This window comes from Blastopirellula sediminis, from assembly GCF_020966755.1.
Taxonomy (GTDB): Bacteria; Planctomycetota; Planctomycetia; order Pirellulales; family Pirellulaceae; genus Blastopirellula; species Blastopirellula sediminis.
In genome coordinates, this window is sequence record NZ_JAJKFT010000002.1 from 688,787 (window position 1) to 704,253 (window position 15,467).

Annotated in this window: 15 protein-coding genes; 10 read left to right on the plus strand and 5 right to left on the minus strand. The window is 58.3% G+C overall.

Annotated features, from left to right (window positions below):
* The first annotated feature begins 226 nt into the window (after positions 1-226).
* A complete protein-coding gene (locus LOC68_RS03175) occupies positions 227-1,351 on the plus strand; it encodes a hypothetical protein (protein ID WP_230215705.1) in 1,125 nt (374 codons plus the stop codon).
* Positions 1,352-1,403: 52 nt separating this feature from the next.
* On the opposite strand, the gene LOC68_RS03180 is transcribed toward LOC68_RS03175, so the two are convergent.
* Positions 1,404-2,426: a Hint domain-containing protein gene (locus tag LOC68_RS03180; RefSeq protein ID WP_230215707.1), complete on the minus strand. Its 1,023-nt coding sequence runs from the start codon at positions 2,424-2,426 to the stop codon at positions 1,404-1,406.
* Between the two features lie 531 nt (positions 2,427-2,957).
* Here LOC68_RS03180 and LOC68_RS03185 point away from each other — a divergent pair.
* The 4 genes from LOC68_RS03185 to LOC68_RS03200 all read left to right on the plus strand — a co-directional run bounded on the left by LOC68_RS03185 (position 2,958) and on the right by LOC68_RS03200 (position 6,513).
* Positions 2,958-4,040 (plus strand): Gfo/Idh/MocA family protein, encoded by a 1,083-nt coding sequence (locus LOC68_RS03185; protein ID WP_230215709.1) that lies wholly within the window; start codon positions 2,958-2,960, stop codon positions 4,038-4,040.
* Positions 4,041-4,164: 124 nt separating this feature from the next.
* Entirely contained in the window at positions 4,165-5,130 is a 966-nt protein-coding gene (locus LOC68_RS03190) for a lysophospholipid acyltransferase family protein (RefSeq protein ID WP_230215711.1), read from the plus strand.
* A gap of 32 nt (positions 5,131-5,162) precedes the next feature.
* Positions 5,163-5,480: a Rieske (2Fe-2S) protein gene (locus LOC68_RS03195; RefSeq protein ID WP_230215713.1), complete on the plus strand. Its 318-nt coding sequence runs from the start codon at positions 5,163-5,165 to the stop codon at positions 5,478-5,480.
* A 79-nt stretch (positions 5,481-5,559) separates the two neighbouring features.
* On the plus strand, positions 5,560-6,513 hold the full coding sequence (locus tag LOC68_RS03200) for a hypothetical protein (protein WP_230215714.1): 954 nt from the start codon (positions 5,560-5,562) through the stop codon (positions 6,511-6,513).
* On the opposite strand, the gene LOC68_RS03205 is transcribed toward LOC68_RS03200, so the two are convergent.
* The 3 genes from LOC68_RS03205 to LOC68_RS03215 all read right to left on the minus strand — a co-directional run bounded on the left by LOC68_RS03205 (position 6,510) and on the right by LOC68_RS03215 (position 9,628).
* On the minus strand, positions 6,510-7,307 hold the full coding sequence (locus tag LOC68_RS03205) for a DUF1570 domain-containing protein (protein WP_230215716.1): 798 nt from the start codon (positions 7,305-7,307) through the stop codon (positions 6,510-6,512). The genes LOC68_RS03200 and LOC68_RS03205 overlap by 4 nt on opposite strands.
* Positions 7,308-7,346: 39 nt before the next feature.
* Entirely contained in the window at positions 7,347-8,492 is a 1,146-nt protein-coding gene (ispG, locus tag LOC68_RS03210) for a (E)-4-hydroxy-3-methylbut-2-enyl-diphosphate synthase (RefSeq protein WP_230215718.1), read from the minus strand.
* Between the two features lie 464 nt (positions 8,493-8,956).
* Positions 8,957-9,628 carry a DUF6891 domain-containing protein gene (locus LOC68_RS03215; RefSeq protein WP_230215720.1) on the minus strand — a complete coding sequence of 224 codons (672 nt, stop codon included), beginning with the start codon at positions 9,626-9,628 and terminating at the stop codon, positions 8,957-8,959.
* A 149-nt stretch (positions 9,629-9,777) separates the two neighbouring features.
* On the opposite strand from LOC68_RS03215, the gene LOC68_RS03220 reads away from it, so the two are divergent.
* Positions 9,778-10,284, plus strand: a complete 507-nt coding sequence (locus tag LOC68_RS03220; RefSeq protein WP_230215722.1) for a tRNA (cytidine(34)-2'-O)-methyltransferase — start codon at positions 9,778-9,780, stop codon at positions 10,282-10,284.
* 841 nt (positions 10,285-11,125) lie between these two features.
* Here the strand turns inward: LOC68_RS03220 and LOC68_RS03225 are convergent.
* On the minus strand, positions 11,126-11,680 hold the full coding sequence (locus LOC68_RS03225) for a hypothetical protein (RefSeq protein WP_230215724.1): 555 nt from the start codon (positions 11,678-11,680) through the stop codon (positions 11,126-11,128).
* A gap of 236 nt (positions 11,681-11,916) precedes the next feature.
* Here LOC68_RS03225 and LOC68_RS03230 point away from each other — a divergent pair, with 236 nt between their 5' ends.
* The 4 genes from LOC68_RS03230 to LOC68_RS03245 all read left to right on the plus strand — a co-directional run bounded on the left by LOC68_RS03230 (position 11,917) and on the right by LOC68_RS03245 (position 15,356).
* Positions 11,917-12,924: a DUF1559 domain-containing protein gene (locus LOC68_RS03230; protein WP_230215726.1), complete on the plus strand. Its 1,008-nt coding sequence runs from the start codon at positions 11,917-11,919 to the stop codon at positions 12,922-12,924.
* Complete coding sequence (locus LOC68_RS03235) at positions 12,924-13,370, plus strand: DUF4198 domain-containing protein (protein ID WP_230215728.1); 447 nt, start codon at positions 12,924-12,926, stop codon at positions 13,368-13,370. The genes LOC68_RS03230 and LOC68_RS03235 overlap by 1 nt, the downstream gene beginning before the upstream one ends.
* Before the next feature lie 531 nt (positions 13,371-13,901).
* Positions 13,902-14,909, plus strand: coding sequence for a DUF1559 domain-containing protein (locus LOC68_RS03240; RefSeq protein WP_230215730.1), 1,008 nt, complete (start codon positions 13,902-13,904; stop codon positions 14,907-14,909).
* A gap of 3 nt (positions 14,910-14,912) precedes the next feature.
* Entirely contained in the window at positions 14,913-15,356 is a 444-nt protein-coding gene (locus LOC68_RS03245) for a carboxypeptidase regulatory-like domain-containing protein (RefSeq protein ID WP_230215732.1), read from the plus strand.
* Positions 15,357-15,467 lie beyond the last annotated feature (111 nt).

The window sequence follows — 15,467 nt, forward strand, 5'->3', positions numbered from 1 at the left end:
GCGTCTGCGTCCGCCAAAAAGCCTCATGATTTCCAACGGCTCACCCGATAGTTGACGCTGGGACCGCCCGCTGGCAGGGATAAGGCCCTGCGCCGGCGACATTGAATTCGTACTAAGATCTACCTTGCTTGTCTTCGCCCGTTGAATACGAATTCCATCCCGTGGAACGCGGGCGTTAGTTGGCGCTCGCGTTCCAGCGAACTTGTAGTCCACGGGAATCATTTTTATGCTTACGCGCGTCTGGATCGCCGCTCTCTTGCTCCATTGCGGATGCGGCGTCGCATTTGGCGTCGAAGCGTTCTACAAAACGCTCACTGTCGACGAAGCCTTCGTCGACCGCGGCGCCACGTACAACTCGGCAAGTGATGGCTGCGATTGCGGCTGCGATTGCAGCGAATGTGGATGCGGTTGCGCCGGCGGCGACGGGGACGAAGAAGACAATTACTGCGTGCCGTGGGATTATTGCGACAGTTGCAACCAGCGGATCGAGTACTGGGCGCTTCATCCTCAGTACCGCCGCCATACGCTGCTGGGGCTCTTCGGCCAGACGCAGAAAGTGGTCGGCGGCTTCGTCGACTATGTCATTCCTGAAGCGCCGCTGCCGTTTCCGCTTCTCTCAGGACTTGCGGAAGGGAGCGGAATGACGTTGCCGCCGGAATTGGGCACCGGCGTCGTCTTTACCGAGATGAATCGAACCGTCGCCGTTTCGGACGTGCGACTCGCCTTCGGCAACAACACGCCGCAGTCGGTCAATCGCGTCGACGTTCCCAACTCGAAGTTCCACGCGTCGAGCCAGATCGCGCGACTCGACCTCTGGATCGTGCCCTTCTTCAATTTGTACGGCATTGTGGGCCATACCCGCTCGACCGGCACCGCCCAAGTGATCGTCCGCGATTTCCCCATTATGATGTCGCCCGATCGAATGATCACTCTGGATGTCGACATCGAAGGAACGACCGCCGGAGCCGGCGGTACGTTTGGCATTGGGGGTAAGCGGTGGTTTGCGACGCTTGACTACAATAAGACCTGGACGACGTTCGACAAGGTTGACAACACGCTGACCGCCGAAGTCTGGTCGCCGCGTGTCGGCGTTCCAGTCGACCTGCCGTTCTTCAAGGGCGCCTTCTATGTTGGCGCCATGTACCAAGACACCGCTCAGACAGTCGACCTGACGCTCGATGTCCCGCTGATTGGCAACGACTTGCATGTCCAGGTCGATCAATACGAGCCCGAGCCGTGGAACTTCCTCACCGGCTTCTATTGGGGAATCAGCGAGCGGTTGCAAGTGATGGTCGAAGGGGGATCTGGCGGACGCAACTATATCATTACCGGAATCACGCTGCGGCACTAAACGCCAGACTTTTTGCTGCACGGCGAATCGAGTTCAAAGTAGGCGCGGCGCCCTAAGGCTGCTTGTGGTGATGCGCATGCCCTGGCTTCGCGACCGCGCCAACATGTTTCGACGCAACCGGATCTCCCTCGACAATTGCGGGCGGTTTGCAGCGAGCCAGAAATCCACCGGCGATGAATACCACTCCTTCGTCGACGACCAGATTGAAGACCGGCTCGATTCGGTCGGTCGGCTTCACTTCGCGAACGACGCTTTCGCTTTTCTTTTCATCCCGCCATAACCAGATGCGATCTCCGGCTTGCAATTCGCCCGCCGCGCGGAACCCTTGCGTAACGTGACAAAGAGGCTGCGTCTCGGTCGTCGTCAGCTTCCCAGCGTCGGCGATCACCTCAACCAGTCGGTTGCGGGTAACGAAGACGTCGGCCACTTTCTGCGGCGTTACATTTCCGTCAGCGCCTACCGTCATGACGGGATCACCGACTTGAATCGCGTCGACCCGCTTTTCGCCTCCCGGAACAACGACCATTGTGCCGGCCGGAAAACAGCCAGGGTGGCATGGCAGCGGCAACGGCGGCTCGCGCAGCCAAACGACCGCCAGCGGCGCCGGCTTGTCGCTCCAGATCACAAGTCGGCAGCTGCGCAGACTGCCGTCAGGCGCCGAGATATAGAGCGGGTTGCTGATCTTCGGACCGGTCAACCGATAAAGCATCCACTCTTGAGTCTCCGGAGGAGGTCCGCCCGGATTCATGGTGAAGCTCTGCTTTTTGACGAAGCCCATCGTGCAATCGAGCTTCAGCGGCGGCGCTGCGTTTCCCATGTTGACGTTGCCGAAATCGTCGATGGCGGGAGCGGCCTGAGTCAGCGTCAGCGTGCCGGAGTAGCGGTCGTCGCCAACTTTGCGAACCGCCAATTGAAACTTGCAGATCGGCTGCGGCGCACTGCTGATGCGTATGCCCGGAGTAAAAACGTCGGACGCTAATTCATACGTTTCGGCGGCAAGCGAGTCAGCCGCCGTCAAACCAAAGAGCCCAAGAAGTGCGAGCACCGCGACGACGACATATTTGCGACTAGACATCGCTGATTCTCCCGAGTCGGGAAACGTCCAAAGAGATATTCGAAAACGTAAGCGTCGCGTCAGGGCTCGTCAAACCTTTTCCGGCGGAGATGAAAAGGAAGCAAGAAACGAAAAAGGGCGAGAACCAAACGATTCTCGCCCTTTCGATATATCCAGCCCCTGGAGCTTGTGGGAAGCAAGTTCCAGGGGCCTAAAAAAAGGCTCGCCGTGAAGCCAATGTCGGCGCGGTCGACCCAGTTAACCGCGTGCTCCGACATCAAAGCAGCTTCGACCCAGGAGGGGGGCTCTCGCTCGTTCCCGCAAACTTGCGAGCAACGACGAGCCTTTCCAAAGTTCAAGCTTTTTTCGCTCGCCGCATCCTTGTCAGCGATCGAGCGGGGCAATAAATAGCTAATCGCCAAACGCGTGTCTGCGCCAATTTTTTTAAGTTCTGAGCCGGGCTTCGCCGGGTACTCCAAGGCGGGGAAGCGTCTATAATGAGCGACTTTCCTCGCGTAAAGACTCTCATCCTGCCTAAGAAAGGACGACAAGATGTCGCTCGGCTTTGCCATCGTCGGTTGTGGAATGATCGCCGATTTCCACGCTCGCGCTATCGCGGACCTACGCGGCGCCAAACTGGTCGCCTGCTACTCGCGTAACGGCGAGCGTGCCGCTGAATTCGCTTCCAAACATGGCTGCGCCGCCTACTCCGACCTCGACCAGATGCTGGCCGATCCGGCGGTCGACATCGTCTCGATCTGCACCCCGAGCGGCGCTCATATGGAGCCCGGCGTTGCGGCGGCTCGCGCCGGCAAGCACGTGATCATCGAGAAGCCGCTCGAAATCACCCTGAAGCGCTGCGACAAGCTGATCAGCGAATGTGAAAAGGCAGGGGTCAAACTCTCGACGATCTTCCCCTCGCGGTTCCATGGCCCGTCGGTCGAGCTGAAAAAAGCGATCGAAGCGGGGCGTTTCGGGACGCTGACGATGGGGGACGCCTACGTCAAATGGTTCCGCACCCAAGCCTATTACGACAGCGGCGCGTGGCGCGGCACGTGGGCGTTGGACGGCGGCGGCGCCTTGATGAATCAAGCGATTCACAGCGTCGACCTCCTCTGTTGGTTGATGGGGGATGTCGAGGAGATCTCGGCCTACACGTCGTTGCTCGCCCACGAGCGGATTGAAGTCGAAGACGTCGCGGTCGCTTCGCTGAAGTTCAAGAGTGGGGCGCTCGGCGTGATCCAAGCGTCGACGGCGTCGTATCCTGGCTTCCTGAAGCGGATCGAAATCAGCGGCTCGCAAGGCTCGGCCATCATGGAAGAGGAAGACCTGAAAAAGTGGGAATTCGCCAAGATGACCAAGAAGGATCAAGCGATCCAGGAACGTCTGGCCGGCAAAACCCATACCGGCGGCGGGGCGGCTGACCCGAAGGCGATCGGCCACCATGGCCACACCGCCCAGTTCAAGGATTTCGTCGACGCGATCAAAAAGGATCGCGAGCCGCTGATCAACGGCCCGGAAGGTCGCCGAGCGGTCGAAGTGATCCTGGCGATCTACAAAGCGGCCGAGACCGGCAAATCGGTCCAATTGCCGCTGAAATCGGACCCGGTGCTGAAAGCCCGCAGCGGAAAATAGCCGATTCTCTGAACATCCAGTTCCACCAAGGGCATTTTGCCGAATTCGGTAAAATGCCCTTTTCCTATTGGGCGTTTCTCGCCACAATACCGCCGGTTTGATAGCACCAAGCAGGGAAGCGGCGGTGAGTCTAAAGATAGTATTGGATTATCTGGTCTATGTCGCGGTTCGCTTGACGATTTGCATCGTCCAGGCGATTCCGCTCGATCGCTGCGCCGCAATCGCCCGATTTCTGGCCTGGCTGGTCAGCGACGTGTTGAAGATTCGCGCGAAGCTGCTCGACTCGAATCTCCGGCATGCCTTTCCCGAAATGTCGGCCGCTGAGCGGAAGAAGCTCGCTCGCCGAACCTGGCGACATCTGCTGCTGATGGTTTGCGAAATCGCGCATGCCCCGCGCAAGATTCACGAAACGAACTGGCGCGACTACGTCGACCTGAAAAACGCCGACGATAAGATTCGCCTGTTGCTGTCGAAACGTCCGGTGGTGATTCTCTTGGGGCACCTCGGCAACTTCGAGATGATGGGCTACATCGCCGGCATTCTCGGTTTTCCGACCTACACGGTGGCTCGTCCGCTCGATAACCAGTTCCTGCATGATTTCGTCCAACGGTTTCGTGGGGCGACAGGGCAGTTCATCCTGCCGAAGCAGGGAAGCGCCAACTTCATCGAGAAAACGCTGCAATCGGGCGGAACGCTCGGTCTGCTCTGCGATCAAAACGCTGGGCCGAAAGGTTGCTGGGTCGAATTCATGGGACGCCCGGCGTCGTGCCACAAAGCGATCTCGCTCTTCTCGATGGGAAGCGGCGCTCCGCTGGTAATGAGCTACTTCCGCCGCACCGATCGCCCGATGCACTTTGAAATGGGAATCCAAGGAATCTACGATCCCGCCACCGCTGATCCCCAACTGGGGGTCAAAGAGTTGGCGATGTGGTACAATAGTCATCTCGAAGCGATGATTCGTCGCAATCCCGATCAATACTGGTGGATCCACAATCGTTGGCGCGACGACCGTCCGCAAAAGCAGAAGAAAACTCCTGCCGCTGCGACGACCGCCGCTACCGAGACCGAAGGCGCACGCCGCGCCGCCTAGAGCATCTGCACCTCTGTTCTTCGCTGATTCGTATGCCAAATTGGGTTCATGCTGCGCACGTTGACGACGTCCCCGCCGACTGCGGATTGGAATTGGTGATCGCCAGTCGCATCATCGGACTCTATCGCGTGGGAGATCAATTCTTCGCGATGGATGGCATCTGCGCACATCAAGGAGGCCCCGTCGCCAAAGGGGGCATCTGCGGTTCGATCGTCACATGTCCCTGGCATGGCTGGCAATACGACGTAACGACCGGCAAGCATGAGTTGAGCGAAATTCGCCAGCAAACTTTTCCGATCGAACGTCGCGGCGACGAGCTGTTTATTGATATGCAAGTCCCCGGTATCTAGGGCGACATCTTTTGCGCAGGCCCGCGATCGGGTAGCCTGAAAGCATACCCCGACAACAATCCTCATTTGCTGCGCCCCCTTGATCGAAGTTCGCCGCTTTCTCAACTCCGATCCGCCGAAACTGGCGGAAATCTGGAACAGCCAACCGCTGGGCGCTCACCTCGCGCAACCGATGACGGTCGGTTCGCTCGAAACGTACGTATTCGCCAAGCCTTACTTCCGCCCCGAAACGTTCCTGGTCGCCGTTGAACCGGATGGCGCCGTCGCCGGCATGGCTCACGTCGCTCTCTCGCGCGATCTCTCCCCCGATGCGACGCCCAGCGGCGATGCGTTTCTCTCGATGTTGCTGGTCGCGGGACATGCCAACTACGACGCGACGAGCGACGCATTGCTCGACCAGGCCGAAGCCTTGGCGAGAGAATCAGGCGCCGCGCAACTGATCACCGGCGGCGCTCCGCCGCTCGGCCCGTTTTACTTCGGGCTGGCCGGCGGATCGCACAACCTGGGCGTTCCCTCGACGTTTGAAATCCTGCGCAGCCGACTCGTCGAGCGTAGCTATGACACCATCGGCGAATACTGGGCGATGCGGGCCAACATCCGCGGCTTTCGCCCTTCGGTCAGTCGCGACATGATGCAGATTCGCCGCGCTTACTCGGTCGAAGCGAACTTTAATCCGCCGCCGCTCGATTGGCTGCAGTCGTGCATCTACATGCACTTTGAACGCTCGCAGTTCGATCTGATTCCAAAACTGAAATCGGCCGTCGCGGCGACCGCCACCTTTATCGATTTGCCCCACTACAGTCAGCTTTGGGGCGTTCACGCCGCGGCCCTCGTCTCGGTCGAAACGCTCGAAGACGGCGACGAGGCGAAGTCAAGTTATCTGCTCGGCGAAGCGCTGCGGCAACTGTCCGAGACTGGCGTCGGCCGGATCGAAACGCAGGTCGACAAAAACGACCTCGGCGGCTACTCGATGCTGCGAACTCTTGGCTTCGACGAGGTCTACCAGTCGATTCGCATGGCGAAGTCGCTCTAGCGCTGCGAGATCGCGACCAAGTACTGGGTCGCGGCGATCTCCGCATTCGGATTGCCATGGCGGATCCGCAGCGAAATCGGGTCGACCAGTTCATGGCGACTTTCCGCCGCCAACTTCGAAGTGATCAAACCGCGCTGCGGACCGGACAAAAGGTAGTGCGTCCAGAGCCAAGCTTCGGCGTAGTCGAGTCGCGTCATCGCTTCCGGGCGATCAAGCGTCGACAGTCGATCCAGATTCGGACGCCAACCGCCGTTTTGCAGGGCGCCGTTTAAGGTCGGCAGATGTTCTGGATTGATCCGTCCCGGCTGCGGTGGAACTTCAAAGTACTCAGCCAGACCTTCGTCGAGCCACAACGGAATCTGACCGACGTTGGCGTGCAGGTAAGCGTGCGTCAGTTCATGACGCAGATCGGTTACCACATGATCCGACCAGTGAGCGTAAATGTGCGTCCCGCTCGAGTCGTTCACAAAGACCGCGCGGCGGCCGTTCAGTTGCGGAAATCGCTGGGCGATCACCTCGCGGTAGTCGCTTTCGTTGCGATACAAGTGCACCTGGATCGGCACGTCTTCCATCGGCACTTGTAACGTCTGGGCGAGATCTCCCCGGAGCGATTCGACCTGTTGGCGGGCCGCTTCATCTTCGGGAAGCGGGAAGTCGGCGATGATCACCAGGTTGCCCGACGCGATCGTCGGCATCACCAGCGTGCTCGGCGTCGGTCGATTCCAGAGGGCGCAGCCTGCCAGTCCGCAGAATGCGGTAAGCAAACCAAGCCGTAAAATCAGGCCGCACGACACTTCTGGCTTCCCTTCCCAGTGGTGCGAGTTCGGAGTCGGCTAGTTGGCGCCAACCCGAGTCGCAATCAACGCGTCTAGTTCATGTTTCAGCTTGCCGAGGATCTCGTCGTACGGAAACGCTCCCAGCTCTTCGCCGCCGCGTTTCAGATTGACGAAGTTCGGGCCGCACCACAGTCCCAGGTCGGCGTCATCAGTTTCGCCCGGTCCGTTGACGCGGCACCCCATCACGGCGATCGTGATGTCATGTTCTTTGGCGTACTGCGTCATATCCCGAACTTGCTCGGCAAGTTCGACGAACGCTTCGTTTTCGACCCGTGAGCAGCTCGGGCAGCTGATGATGTTCAGGGTGCTGAGGCCGTAATCAACGACGCTTCGCACGCGTCCCGCGGCGATGTCGGCCAGGATCTGCCGTCCGGCGGCGATCTCTTCCGGCTTGCGGGGGTTCGGCACGGTCAGCGAAACGCGAATCGTATCGCCGATGCCGCGGCTGATCAGTTGTTCAAAGGCGATCCGCGTTTTGATGATCCCATCCGGCGGCATACCGGCTTCGGTCACGCCCAGATGGAGCGGCACGTCCGGGCGTTTGTCGGCGAAGAGCTTGTTGACCTCGATCACCTTTTTCGGGTCAGAGTCCTTCAGCGAGACGCAGTAGCGTGTGAAGCCGAGCGAATCGAGGTGGGCGCAATGTTCCAGCGCGCTTTCCAGCATCGGCGTGATCGAATCTTCCGGATCGTACATCAACAGCTTGTCGGGATCGACGCTGCCGCAGTTAACGCCAATCCGCATCGCACAGTCGTTGTCCTTGGCGACGCCGACCAGGTACTCCACCTTTTCCTTCCACGGCTTGGTTCGCTCATGGTGGTATAAGTGACCAGGGTTGTAGCGGACCTTGTCGACGTGGGGAGCGACCAGTTCGGCCAAGCGGTAATTCTCTTGCAGGTCGACCGACAGGTTGGCGGAGGTTTGTTTGCGAATTTCGGCCAGCGCTTCGGCGTCCTTCTTACTGTCGACCGCAATCCGCACCACATCCGCACCGGCGGCCTCGAGCGCCCGGACTTGCGCGACGGTTGCGTCGATGTCCTGCGTCTTGGTGGCGGTCATGCTTTGGACGGCAATCGGATTGCCATCGCCGATGGCGATCGAACCAATCGCGACCCGGCGAGTCGAATTTCGCTGAATTTGCACCGAAAAGGTCTCCTGCGGCGTTATCTAAACTGCACGTATTCTCTTGTACCGCAACAGTTTTGGCAACATCACCATTTTTCCGGCTGTCGCCCCAGGGGCAAGCGGAACAGGACCGTATCGGGATCAAGCGAAGAGCAACTGAACGGCGCCCAGGATCAGCAACAGCGTTTCGACGAGCAGGGGGTACTGTTTCAACATTTTCGGGACTCCGGCAACGAGCAAAAATCGATGGGTCAGTCGATTTCAACTCAGGTCCCATCCGCAACTGCCGTGCCTTTCACGTCTTCGCCGCTCTTGCCTTCATTTGCGCTACTTTTTCGCGCGAATCGTCTCCGATACTGGCTCCGAAGCGATCAAGCTGGCATTTCCTCAGCCGAGCATATCCATCCACCTGTTTTCATTCTTTCGCCGCCGCCATCTACTCATTTCCCCCCCAAGAATTTGGGCACGTCAGGTATCAGCGATCATTCGATTGTCTCGCGGCGTCGCCAATTTAAGGAAACGCCAATCTTACGGGAAAAACTTCCATCCCAATTCGGTTCTAGCCCCTCGTCCTGCAAACAACGACAAACCTCCTGAGCGATGCCGAGGGCGTTCGCTTCGTAGAGATCCGGCGCCACTTCCGCCTGGTCGGTCGAAATCCAACCATAGCCCAAGTAGACCGTCAACTCGGTCTTTTCGGCCAGCATCTCGGGCATCGTTTGATCAATGAAGAAGGCGTATCCCCGTACGCGATCTTTAAAGCCGGGAAATCGACGCTCGATTTCGTCGATCCGATACGACAGTTCGCTGACGGTGCACGAATCGCAGCAAGGGGAGACCTGCCACAGCATGATTCCTTGGTCGCGCAACTTCGATTCAACGCGATCAAGGCGATCGCAGTCGGTCTCGTCGGGCCAGGTCGCCTCTTCCGCCGCAAGTTCAGCTGCGATTCGTTCCAACTCCGCTTCAGCGAACTGCTCGAAATCTTCCTCTTCTTCCTCGGGCGGCCCCTCCTCGACAAACATCTGGCAGCAATTGTCGAGGATTTCTTCGGCGTCATTTCGCTTGAGACGGAGTTGTCCCAGCAGAAACTGGCTGATCGACTCGCGCAGCTCCCGCCGCGTCTGGTCGCTCCACGGTACTTCTTCACTCATCAGCTTTCTCCCGAGCATTGCAGAGCCGGCGCTAGTTGACGGCGGTCCATCCTATCCTGCCTTCTAGCGAAGCGACTGCGGGTCCGGCAGAATAGCGAAGACCCCCAATCCCATCAAAGCCTCCTTGGACCGCTGAAACGCAAAATCCGTTGAAATACTCTCCGCTGCTCCATATCGTTCTCCACAATCCGGAAATCCCCCCCAATACTGGCAACATTGGCCGCACCTGCGTCGCGATTGGGGCCAAGTTATGGCTGGTCAAACCGCTTGGCTTTCGGGTCGACGATCGCGAACTGAAGCGGGCCGGGATGGACTATTGGCAGCACCTGGAATGGGAGGTGGTCGAAGACTGGGCTCATCTGCGGGAACGTCTTCCCAGCAAGCGACTCTTCTACCTCACGAAAACGGCGAAACGATCCTACACGACGGTCGACTTCCAGTTGGAAGACGCAATTGTTCTGGGCGCCGAGTCGAAAGGGCTGCCGCCGGAGTTGCTTAATGAAACGCCGGAAAACAACATCTCGGTCCCGATGCGAACCGAAGTTCGCAGCTTGAACCTGTCCGCCACCGCCGCAACGGTCGCCTACGAAGCGGTCCGCCAACTGACCTTGGCCGGTCAGGCGAAACTTCCGATCGGCGAATCGCCGATTGGTTAACGTCGGTGTGTCATCTCTTCTAACCGCCGGACTGGACTGGATCCGATTTTTTTTGCGAGATCCCAAGTTCGTTTGGTCAGTCCGACCACATTCCCCTCGGCTCGCGCCTCGGGCTACGATTGCCGGGGTGGACTGGACCGCGGCGCATCTTTTTTCCGTCTCCAAAGCTCAATTGATAAACCAGACAATTCTCGCCGCCTCGCATCCTGCCTAGTCCACCCATGATATGGACCGCTGCGCTCCATTTTTTTGATCCACCGACTGGACTGGACCACATTCAATTTTTTTCCGGGTGGCCCGTCCGGTTTTCCCAAACCGGGCGGGTCGCACAGCGACAAGATGCAGCGCCATCCGCGCGACCAACCAATCAACCATCGCCGGTGAGTGGACTGGACCGTTTCTATTTTTTTCCGCCGGCCGGAATGGCCGATTGGACCGGCATAATTCATTTGCGTCCGAACTAGCAGTGGACTGGACCGCGCACTTTTTTTTCTGCGGCGGTCTGGTTTGGACGAACAAACGGGTCAGGATTCCTTTTCGTGGCGACGGTGGTTGATGCGTCATGGTCCACACAGCGGACTTTACGGCGGCGTGGAGCTCCAAGCGGGTCATACGTTCCATCGATTCCGCCAGCGCGAATTGCGTTTTCGGCGGGATTCGATTTCCAATTCGTCATGGGGAAATCGACCACGAGTGCGTGCGCTTTGTCAAGCGACAAAGTTAGGGGCGGTGTGATGAGAAAGATGCTCCAACGCTCTCGTTTTTTTGCACGGTTTATTACTGATTTTCGAGCGTTTTCCCTCGGCTCGCGCCTCGGGTTAGTGTTGCAAAGGCCGCGTCCCTAAAGGCCATTCTCCCGAAACAGCTTCTCGATTTGCGTTTTGGTTTTTTCATCCGCCTGTGGATCGCGATAGTTCTTCTCAATCTCGGCGTCGCTCAGTTCGTAGCTGCCAACGGCATGTTCGATCAGCAACACGCCGCGCTTGGTAGTGAACCTCAAATTGTCACCCAGGGTGACGTATGCTTTCGATCCGGAACACTGAACTGACGCTTTGCCGCTTCCGCCTGACTTGCAGGCAATGATCACGTCCGACTTCACCTGGTGGACGTCGCCGTTGACGCTCGAGTAATTCACGAAGAAGTTCCAGGTGGTTCCTTTCCTCGGCAATTGGAACATTTCCGATCCAACATGCGAGCGATCGTCATCGCTAACTTCGTCCGATCGCGTCGGCGAGACGCCAAAACTTACCCAACCGAGCAGGACAAATAGAACTGTCGCAAACTGTGCATTGGTCATGGGGATGGCAATCACCTCATCGGAACCAGAAATCTCAAAAAAAATATACACGATGGCGGTTGATTTCTTTACCACTTTGAGGGGAATAGCTCCCTCCATCGAAGCAGGTCCCGTTTCGCTTAAATGGCTTATTTTGCCGATTCGTGACGCCTTACCTGCCCTTCATGTCGCAATAGTCCCCATTGCCGCTGCACTATGCACATGGACACCCCCTTAAGTCGGGGTGCAAAATCTAATTTTTCTTAATATATTTTCCCTGATCCATCCACGCCCATTTGTGGGTGCGTAATAGCACTCATTCGCTTTATTCTTCCTTCTTCACACTGGTTACCTACATGCGAAACAAGACCGCTCGTTCATCAGGTTTTACCCTGGTCGAACTCCTCGTTGTGATCGCCATCATCGGCGTTCTCATCGCCCTCTTGCTTCCGGCCGTACAGCAGGCCCGCGAAGCGGCCCGCCGGATGCAGTGCACGAACAATCTGAAGCAGCTTGGCCTGGCTTTCCATAACTATCACGACACCTACGGCAAACTGCCGCCGATGTACATCCAGATCGTGCCCGCCGTTCCGGACAACAAAGGGCACTGGGCTTGGTCGGTCTTCCTGTTGCCGTTCATTGAACAAACCACCACCTACGACGCGCTCTCGCCGAACACGTTAACTCCCAGCCAATCGATGGTGGCCAACAAGACGGTCTTCCAAAACGTCAACAACAGCTTCCGCTGTCCGTCGGCGCCGGGTCCCGATTTCCATGACCCCGCCCTCGACCCGGGCTACGCAATTGAGCCCGATAACAGCACGACCAATACGGGTCTTGGCCTCTCCAACTACATCGTCTCGGTCAATATCGCGAACGTTCGCCAGAGGAAGTCGACCGACGGCCGAACCGGAACGACCGGGAACATCGGTCCGTTCTTTCGCGATAGTGCGACCAAGTTCCGCGACTTTACCGACGGCTTGAGCAACACTTTCCTCGCCGGCGAACGTTCGTGGACGAAGAACGGCGTGCGTAACTCGGCCGGCGTGCTGTACGCCGTTCGTGACGCGAACATGACTGGTCCTTCGGCGCAAGACGTAGGCGCCTCCTGGAACCAAGGAGTGGTCACGATCGCCGGATCGGTTCGCTATCCGATCAACGTCATTCTTCCTTCGCCCAACCAAGAGCAGAATAACGCGTTCAGCAGCCAGCATCCCGGCGGCGCGCAATTCCTGTTTGGCGACGGTTCGACCCACTTTATCGCCGACACCGTTGACCTCAGCAACGACAGCGCCTGGAACACCAACAGCACGCTGGAACGACTGGTCGGCATGGCCGATGGCGACGTGATTGGAGAATACTAATGAAGCGAGCTGCAAGTCTATTTCTCGCCGCGGCGGTAGTCGTTGCGGCGATCGGTTGCGGCGGCGACGCCAATACGCCTCCGCTGGGCAAAGTGACCGGCAACGTCACGTTGAACGGCCAACCGCTGGATGGCGCCACCGTCGAATTTATCCCGCAAGGAGGTCGTCCTTCGACCGGCTTTACCGACGCCAGCGGCAACTACACGTTGCTGTTCCGCGCTGATGCGCCCGGCGCCGTCATCGGCAAGCATTCGGTCCGCATCACGTCGCAGCGCGGTCGTAGCGGCGGCGAAGGGGGAGAACCTCTGGTCGAAGCCCGCGCGGAAACGGTCCCGTCGCAGTACAACGACAAAACGACCCTCGAAGTCGAAGTCACCTCGGGAAGCAACACCTTCGACTTTCCGCTCGAAGGCAAGCGAACCGGAAAGGCTTCGTCGGGGGCGTAAAAGGCAGGGCGCGTAGGTACGCACCATACCTGGCTAACCAAGTGGAAACGAATTAAACGCGTGTCGGCGCAATTGCGTCGACACGCGTTTTTGCGTTCTTGATCGCAGCGTAGGTTCCGGCAGCTTTCTGCGCAACCTTCTTCTCGCCTCCGACTTCTTTGGACCGGCGGCCCGGATTCTCTTGCTTCCGCTGTGAACTAGTTGAAAGAGAAGACGCGATTCACGTATAGGTAAATCTTTAAAAAACCAAAGGTTTTTGTGGTTATTTTCGCCACCCCCTAAGAACCACCAACTCCCCGGTCTGCAGGGCCGACGCTGGACCTTAAGCGGCTGGATCCCGACTTTTTCGCCGCATTACCCGCCGCTCTGATGGCAAAGGAACACATCAGCGCTGAATCATGCAAACATACGCCCCCCTAAGTGCCTGTATAAAAATCTCCTTTTACTTAATATATTTCCCTTTCCTCCCCGGCTCAGGTGGCGAGGAACTCATCCTTTTTCTCTTTATCTTTTCCTTACGGGGTTATCAGCATGCGAAATAAATGCGTCCGCAGACCTGGTTTTACCTTGGTCGAACTTCTCGTCGTCATCGCAATCATTGGCGTACTCATCGCTCTCCTCCTTCCAGCCGTCCAGCAGGCCCGCGAAGCGGCTCGCCGGATGCAATGCAACAACAATCTGAAGCAGCTCGGTCTGGCGTTCCACAACTATCACGACACCTACGGCAAGCTGCCGCCGATGTACATCCAGATCACTCCCAGCGTCGACAACATCGGGCACTGGTCGTGGTCGGCCTTCATCCTGCCGTTCATGGAACAGCAAAACACGTACGATGCGTTGTCGCCCAACACGCGGACCCCTTCGGATGCGATCGTCGCCAACCAGAAGGTATTCCAGAACGTCAACGAAAACTTCCGTTGCCCTTCGGCCCCGGGGCCTGATTTCCATAACCCGAGCGTCGACCCGGGCTACGCGATCTCGAACAGCAGCGGCAGCGGCAACTACGGCTTGGGCCTGACGAACTACGTCGTGTCGGTCAACATCGCGAACGTTCGCCAGAAGCAAGCGTCTGACCTGACCAAAGGAACCACCGGCAACATCGGTCCCTTCTATCGCGACAGTGGGACCAAGTTCCGCGATTTCACCGACGGCTTGAGCAACACGTTTCTCGTCGGCGAACGATCGTGGCTCAGCGGCAAAGTGCGGATGTCGGCCGGAACGCTGTACGCCGTTCGTGACAAAGACACGAAAGGGCCCTCGGCTCAGGATTCAGGCAACGTGGCCTGGAACCAAGGGGTGATGACGATCGCTGGATCGGTTCGCTATCCGATGAACGTTGCGCTCACTTCGCCCAATGGCGAGCGAAGCATGGCGTTCAGCAGTCAACACCCGGGGGGCTGCCAGTTTCTGTTTGGCGACGGTTCCTGCCACTTCATCAGCGATACGGTTGACCTGAGCAACGACGGCTCTTGGACGACCAACAGCACGCTGGAGCGGCTGGTCGGGATGGCTGACGGCGGCGTGATTGGGGAGTACTAATCCATGCGAGCATCTACTCTATTTCTCGCCGCGGCAGTAGTCGTCGCGGCGATCGGTTGCGGTGGAGACGCCAATACGCCGCCGCTGGGCGAAGTGACCGGCCACGTCACCTTGAACGGTGAGCCGCTGGATGGCGCGACGGTCGAATTCATCCCCGAAAACGGCCGACCTTCGATCGGACTGACCGACGGCGGCGGCAACTATTCGTTGCAGTTCCGCGCCGACACGCCCGGCGCCGTGCTCGGGAAGCACTCGGTCCGCATCACCTCTCAGCGCAGCGCCAGCGGCGGCGAAGGGGGAGATGAGTTTGTCGCCGCTCGCAAGGAAACGGTCCCGGTCCAGTACAACGACGAGACGACGCTCTCGGTCGAAGTAAAGTCAGGATCCAATAAGCTTGACTTCCCGCTGGAAGGGAAACGAAGTCGCCGAGCGTCGGCGGGGGCGTAAGACTCGTCCCTGGTAACTAATCAGAAGCGAAACGATCGCGTGGCGATGCAATGGCGCCGCCACGCGATTTTGTTTTCTTGATCGTAATGCAGATAATGATTTCCTGCGGCC

Bases quoted from the DNA above. Each gene is read 5' to 3' on its own strand.
- LOC68_RS03175 (WP_230215705.1), top strand. From the start codon at position 227: ATGCTTACGCGCGTCTGGATCGCCGCTCTCTTGCTCCATTGCGGATGC.
- LOC68_RS03180 (WP_230215707.1), bottom strand. From the start codon at position 2,426: ATGTCTAGTCGCAAATATGTCGTCGTCGCGGTGCTCGCACTTCTTGGG.
- LOC68_RS03185 (WP_230215709.1), top strand. From the start codon at position 2,958: ATGTCGCTCGGCTTTGCCATCGTCGGTTGTGGAATGATCGCCGATTTC.
- LOC68_RS03195 (WP_230215713.1), top strand. From the start codon at position 5,163: ATGCCAAATTGGGTTCATGCTGCGCACGTTGACGACGTCCCCGCCGAC.
- LOC68_RS03215 (WP_230215720.1), bottom strand. From the start codon at position 9,628: ATGAGTGAAGAAGTACCGTGGAGCGACCAGACGCGGCGGGAGCTGCGC.
- LOC68_RS03225 (WP_230215724.1), bottom strand. From the start codon at position 11,680: ATGGAGGGAGCTATTCCCCTCAAAGTGGTAAAGAAATCAACCGCCATC.
- LOC68_RS03230 (WP_230215726.1), top strand. From the start codon at position 11,917: ATGCGAAACAAGACCGCTCGTTCATCAGGTTTTACCCTGGTCGAACTC.
- LOC68_RS03235 (WP_230215728.1), top strand. From the start codon at position 12,924: ATGAAGCGAGCTGCAAGTCTATTTCTCGCCGCGGCGGTAGTCGTTGCG.
- LOC68_RS03240 (WP_230215730.1), top strand. From the start codon at position 13,902: ATGCGAAATAAATGCGTCCGCAGACCTGGTTTTACCTTGGTCGAACTT.
- LOC68_RS03245 (WP_230215732.1), top strand. From the start codon at position 14,913: ATGCGAGCATCTACTCTATTTCTCGCCGCGGCAGTAGTCGTCGCGGCG.